Here is a 5458-nt window from a genome sequence, read left to right as displayed (position 1 = left end):
CCGCTCGACCTGTCGAGTGGGGTGGGTCCCGTCCGGGGTAAGAAATCTGCAGCTGCCGTTGCGAGAAAACGATCGAGGCGCAGCCGCTCTCCGGTCAGACATGCCCCATCGAGCCCGCAGATGGGGCGCCGGAAACAGGCGGTTGGGATGGCTATGGCGGTCACGACGCTCGACCCTTTAGGAATGGCGTTCGCTGGCATGATCGCCTGAAGGAGTCCGTTGGTCGCGGTTCATCCCCAGTTGAAACGCTTCCCTGGCAGGGGCACAGTTGTGGCCACGCAAACGCGCGCTATCGTTCGTCAGCGAATCGTCGCCCGGAGGATCCATGCTTCAGCAGACAAAGCAGTTCATCGTTGAGCAAAAGCCGTCCCGTAAACTCAAGTCCGATGCCAACAAGCCCTCGATTTGGGGAAAGCTGGATCTCATGCTGAACGGCGATCCACAAGTCGAACGGGACCCGGTCGAGGCAACGGCCGCCGGCGGGGACGACGACCGTCGCTGATCGTCCGGTTGGCCTCAAGCCGCCCTGGTACCCGTTTCTGCTACGCCTTGCAGATCATGAAGAAAACTCACAGCGCGCTGCGCATGTGCCGCGGCCTGGAAGATCGCGCGCTTGTCGTCTGACAGGACGCGGAGCCAGGACTGCAGATAGGAGGCGTGATCGGGTCGCGGCTCCAGTTCCGGGACGATGCCGAGATCGGCGCAGAGGAGCAGCTGTTGAGTTCGGCGATCAGCTCTTCGCGCGCACGTTCGCTTCGGTCCTTGGCGTAGCGGCTGAGATCGCGGCCAACCCGGTCCGGGTGCGCCGTCCAATGTGTGGCTTCATGGCTGAGCGTCGCCACGTAGCCGGTTGCATCGCGAAACGTCTCGAACGGCGGCATCTGGATATGGTCCGAGACAGGGGAATAATAAGCCTGGCTGCCACCGTGCCGGATCAGGGCGCCGGTGTTGCGGAAGAAGCGATCGGTATTCTCCATCCGCTCCACCGGGTCGAGAACCGATACCGGCTGCTCATAGTAGCGATCGGGTAGTCCATCGATCTGTTCGATGTCGAACACCGAATATGCCTTGAGGAAGGGGATCTCCCGGTCGATCTCGTTTCCGTGGCCATCGCTTTCGGATTTGGTGAAGCGGCTGGCGAAGACGACCGTCGAGCCGGTCTCGCCCTTGCGAACCGCGGCGCCGAGTTCGAGCGCCTGCTTGAATGTCATCCACATAATGAGGAGAGTCCTCGCGCTATCCCTTCCGACCAGAGAAGCAACACGTTCATGCCCGAATAGGGCAGGCCATTGTGCCGCAATGGTCGTGTGATGCGCCCCTGCGCGTTTGCCACGCTCCACGGCTTCATCCAGGGACGAACCCCCTGTTCGAGATCGGCAACGATCCGGTCGGTAATCCGGGTATAGATGTCGCTGCGGTCGCCTGTCGATTTCCTGTTCATCTTCACTTTTCCTTCTTTCCAGACCGCGCCGATCGCGGTCCGTCGCGGAGGTCACCATGCAGTCGCCAACCTGATTCTGCTTGAAAGCTGTTTTGTCCTTCGTCCAGGACTCGCCCGGCTCGAGCTGGCGACCATGGATCTGCTCCCATTCAACCGGCCAGGTATTGCGGACCGTCTCATCACAGCAGTGCCGCTCGTAGGTCGTAAAGACATCTGGAAATGTCAGAGCGACGATGGCCCACTCCGCATCCTCCTCATACCAGCAGGAGGCATTTCGAAGTATTAGAGGGACTTTGACGTTGCACGCGGCTCAAGCGATAATGGACGGTCTGGACCTTGCCCTCCCGATCGATGTACATGCCGGTGTGATCGCCCTTGCCCGGCTTGCCATGGACTTGGCTTGCCTTCTTCGGCAGTTCCGGCTGGCCCCAGTTGTTGACCTCGACGATGGCGCCCTTCTTCGGCAGGTTGCTCGTCATCCACTCCTGCTGTGCGCCGAGAAAGGCTTCGACATCCGTCGTGTAGCGGTTGTCCTGGTCGGCCGGCCCAAACAGGTCGTCCGCCCATTCGATGCCGTAGGCATCAGCAAGATCGTCGCCGAAGCTCGCATCCTTTGCATACATCCGCGTCCTGTTCAGCGCGTTGGCGACCGACCACCATTGCGCGGTATCACCCTTCTTCGGCTTCTGGGCTTTCCAGACCTCCTTCTGCTCATCCAGCGAGGCGGCAGCGATGGTGCGGAGCTGTTGCTCGTTCGGCATGTCACCCCTGGCCATCTGGTCGAGCATGGCGGCCAAGACATTGGCCAGAAGCCGGAGCTTGCGGATCTGGCGGACGGGAAGGGCAAGCGCCACGGCGATGGCTTCCTCGGTCCAGCCGAGCGCGACCAGGCGTTCGATGCCGCGCCACTGGTCGACCGCATTAAGCGGCTCGCGGGCGATGTTCTCGATCATCGAGCGCATTGCGCCGTTGTCGTTGGCGGCTTCCACGACAAGGACGTCGATTTCCTCCAGACCCGCAGCAATGGCCTGCTTTACGCGGCGATGACCATCTGAATGATGCAACCGTTTCCGCCATCGAACTCGGGCGAGATGACGGGCGGCTGAAGGATGCCGACGGCTTTCACGGTTGCCAGGAGCAACGCATCCGATTGCGGCGATGATTTCGAGCGGCGGGCGTCGTCTGGATTTTCATTCAGCGAACGCGGATCGACCTTTATGAGTTGCATGGGAGTTTCCTTTCCGGGGGATACGGACGCGGCCCACTGCCTGTCCTTCCTGCCTTCATTCTTTTCTGAAGACACCTCCCGGACCGCGGGGCGGTCGGACCGGCGCAGCTGCGACCGAGCAGCCCTGCCGCGAAGCACGAGCGAGGCTAACAGCCTTGCGAAGGACGAGTGGCCGGGATTCGCAGACGGAGGTTGAGCGAGAGCGGCGACGGGAGGACCGATCTGCGACCGAGTGCTTTTCCTTTTTCCATCTCCATTTTCATCTCTTATCCCTTTTTGACGCTTGTAATGACGCACTTCAGCGTCTATATTCGGGGCAAAGATACGAGAGGTGATCTAATGGGACTGGTTCAGTATTCTGATGAAGGTTTCTTCGCGCCCCGCAAGATCGCGGCGGCTTTCCGAACCACCAGTGAGGAAGTCGCCAACACGGCGGGCCTGGGAAAGGATGCCGTCCAACGCAAGGATCGTGTTCGCTCGGATCGGACCCAGCGACGGTTGCGCGAAATGATCGAGATCATCAACAAGACGGAACCTCGGTTCGGCTCCGGCCTGATGGCTTATGCCTGGTTCCGATCGGAGCCGCTGCCCGGCTTTTCCGGGCAGACGGCAATGCAGCTCGTCCGTAGCGGTCGGGCCAATGAAGTGCTCGACTATATCGACGCCGTCGATGCCGGTGTACACGCTTGATCCAACCTTTCCGCTACGAGGGGAAGCTCTATCGCGCGCTCAATCCGATCTATGCGAGCGAGCCCCTGTCCGGCCGGGGCGCGGAACTCTACGGCGGACGGTTCAATCCAAGAGGAGTGGCAGCCCTCTATTCGTCCCTGTCGATCATGACAGCGTTGAGAGAGGCCAACCAAGTCGGCAATCTTCAGCCGACGACGCTCGTCTCTTGTGATGCCGAGGTCGACCGCGTCTTCGATTCTCGAGACGAAGCAGCGCTGGCAACCGAGCATATGGATGTGGAAGGTTTGGCCGACTCCACATGGCGCAACCAGATGAAAGCGAGCGGCGAATCCAGGACGCAAGCTTTCGCGCGCCGCTTAATCGCATCCGGCTACAATGGCCTGCTTGTCAGGAGTTTCGCCCCCGGAGCGACTGGGAGCGACCTCAATCTGGTGCTGTGGAAATGGGGCACCGCCGGTCCTTCCCGTCTCATCCTGATTGACGACGAAAATCGCCTGTCGCGGTAGGCTCAGATGCGACTGTCGCGTTCTGCGAGTCCCTTGAGTCGTTGGCGAGCCCCATATTGACGTCGCGAAGCTGCCGACGCTTCTCAGTGAGCTCTTCAAGGAACGCGAAGGCTCAGTTGCGCCGCAGTCGGCGGCAGGTGTGTACCGAACGCCAGCATGGAGTCTCGGTAGAAGCCAAGACGGCGATACCTCCGAGAAAAGTGGCTGCCGCCGAAACCTGTGCGACGGTAGCCGAGGAGCCCCGGGAAGAGGCTGGGAGTTCGATATCTCGTCTTCAATATTCGTATGTTTTTTGGAGAAGCTAACCCAAGTGCATCATGCCCATTTTGCAGGGTAGGGGATCACGCCTCATCCTGCAAATGCGCCATGAACACCTCGGCTGGTGTCTTGTAGCCAAGGCATTTACGGGGTTGGTCGTTGAGATGACGTGCGAGTTGGATCAGGTCGCGTTGTGAAACAACTGACAGATCTGTGGTACCAGGCAGGTAGCGTCGAATGCGCTTGTTGGTATTCTCGACTGTCCCTTTTTGCCACGGTGCACTCGGGTCGCAGAACCAGCTACGCGCACCGATCCCTTCTTCCAAAGCCCTGAGTCCGGCAAACTCGGTACCGCGATCAAATGTGAAGCTTTGACGCGCGAACGCCGGTAAAGGAGAAAACGCTCTGATGATCTTGTCCATGATCGGGCGTGAGTGCCGGCTCGGATTCTTGATGAGAACGGTATAGCGGCTTCGGCGCTCCACGAGGGACGTGACATTGGCATGTCCGAGTGGGCGTTCAAAGATGAGGAGGTCGCCCTCCCAATGCCCAAACTGCGATCTATCTCCAATAAAATCAGGACGTTGGGATATGCGATGCGTGGCTGGGAACGCACCGTCGCGCGGCTTCCTGGAGCGCAGTGGACGACGTTTGCGGCGCGCTTCCGGTAGATACTGATAGAGGCCTAGCCCATAATCTTCCTTGCTGTAGATGAAGCGATAGATTGTCTCTTTGCAGACGCGAACAAGACTGAGCCTCTCCGACAACAGGCGCCCGGCGATCTGCTCTGGAGACCAGCGTGCCTCCAACTGGTTGATGATCTCCGTGCGTAAATTCGGGTGGCGCCGCAGCTTTCTCAGCCGGCGTCGCCGCTCCTTGGAGATATCGTGAGCAACCGTGCTGTAGTAGCCGTCGTAGTCCGGCAGTTCGCGATCACGAAACGTATTGCGCTTGATCTCGCGGTAAATCGTCGAGCGGTGACGGCCAAGCTGACGGGCCATCTCGTTGGCGGGAACTTTTGCCGCCACCAGCTGATGTAGGCGTCGCCGGTCGGCGAGGGTGATTTGCGTATAGCATCTGGACATGCCAAAATCTCCAAAGTGAAGCCATTGAAATTACTGGCATGTCGCACTTGGAAATAGAATGTACCCCGCCACACGGACTGTCACAGCTATTTAAAGATGAGACAAAGTAAGAAATTTAGAGACGCGACACAATCCTATTCGTTATTACTGATTTTGCAAGATTCTATATTTGCCGATACACAGACGTAAGCCGCCGCCCGGGTGGAGCTGGTCGGGGTTGCGTAGGCCGGGCGGTGGCGGATGGCTCCAG

The 5458-nt window shown here is 59.4% G+C and carries 4 protein-coding genes and 3 pseudogenes; 3 read left to right on the top strand and 4 right to left on the bottom strand.

Features of this window, described 5'->3' with window-relative positions:
- Positions 1–325: 325 nt before the first annotated feature.
- Positions 326–502: a hypothetical protein gene (locus tag ACP7E6_RS29345; RefSeq protein WP_426233705.1), complete on the top strand. Its 177-nt coding sequence runs from the start codon at positions 326–328 to the stop codon at positions 500–502.
- 14 nt (positions 503–516) lie between these two features.
- Here the strand turns inward: ACP7E6_RS29345 and ACP7E6_RS29340 are convergent.
- The 3 pseudogenes from ACP7E6_RS29340 to ACP7E6_RS29330 form a co-directional block, all read right to left on the bottom strand.
- A pseudogene (locus ACP7E6_RS29340) lies at positions 517–1441 on the bottom strand (ArdC family protein).
- A gap of 130 nt (positions 1442–1571) precedes the next feature.
- A pseudogene (locus ACP7E6_RS29335) lies at positions 1572–1724 on the bottom strand (DUF7007 domain-containing protein); the annotation flags it as partial.
- A 13-nt stretch (positions 1725–1737) separates the two neighbouring features.
- Positions 1738–2669 (bottom strand): annotated as a pseudogene (locus tag ACP7E6_RS29330) (ParB N-terminal domain-containing protein); the annotation flags it as partial.
- Positions 2670–3008: 339 nt separating this feature from the next.
- Between ACP7E6_RS29330 and ACP7E6_RS29325 the strand changes: the two are divergent.
- Positions 3009–3359 (top strand): MbcA/ParS/Xre antitoxin family protein, encoded by a 351-nt coding sequence (locus ACP7E6_RS29325; protein WP_037060397.1) that lies wholly within the window; start codon positions 3009–3011, stop codon positions 3357–3359.
- On the top strand, positions 3356–3865 hold the full coding sequence (locus ACP7E6_RS29320; RefSeq protein WP_426233703.1) for an RES family NAD+ phosphorylase: 510 nt from the start codon (positions 3356–3358) through the stop codon (positions 3863–3865). Before ACP7E6_RS29325 ends, ACP7E6_RS29320 begins: the two co-directional genes overlap by 4 nt.
- Before the next feature lie 341 nt (positions 3866–4206).
- Here the strand turns inward: ACP7E6_RS29320 and ACP7E6_RS29315 are convergent, their stop codons facing one another.
- Positions 4207–5208 (bottom strand): IS30 family transposase, encoded by a 1002-nt coding sequence (locus ACP7E6_RS29315; RefSeq protein WP_426233701.1) that lies wholly within the window; start codon positions 5206–5208, stop codon positions 4207–4209.
- Positions 5209–5458: the final 250 nt, after the last annotated feature.

Source organism: Pararhizobium sp. DWP3-4, from assembly GCF_049898205.1.
Lineage (GTDB): Bacteria > Pseudomonadota > Alphaproteobacteria > Rhizobiales > Rhizobiaceae > Pararhizobium.
This window is presented reverse-complemented; position numbering and strand designations above follow the sequence as displayed.

What these genes read in the sequence shown, in the direction of transcription:
- ACP7E6_RS29345 (WP_426233705.1), top strand. Translation starts at nt 326, where the DNA reads ATGCTTCAGCAGACAAAGCAGTTCATCGTTGAGCAAAAGCCGTCCCGT.
- ACP7E6_RS29325 (WP_037060397.1), top strand. Translation starts at nt 3,009, where the DNA reads ATGGGACTGGTTCAGTATTCTGATGAAGGTTTCTTCGCGCCCCGCAAG.
- ACP7E6_RS29315 (WP_426233701.1), bottom strand. Translation starts at nt 5,208, where the DNA reads ATGTCCAGATGCTATACGCAAATCACCCTCGCCGACCGGCGACGCCTA.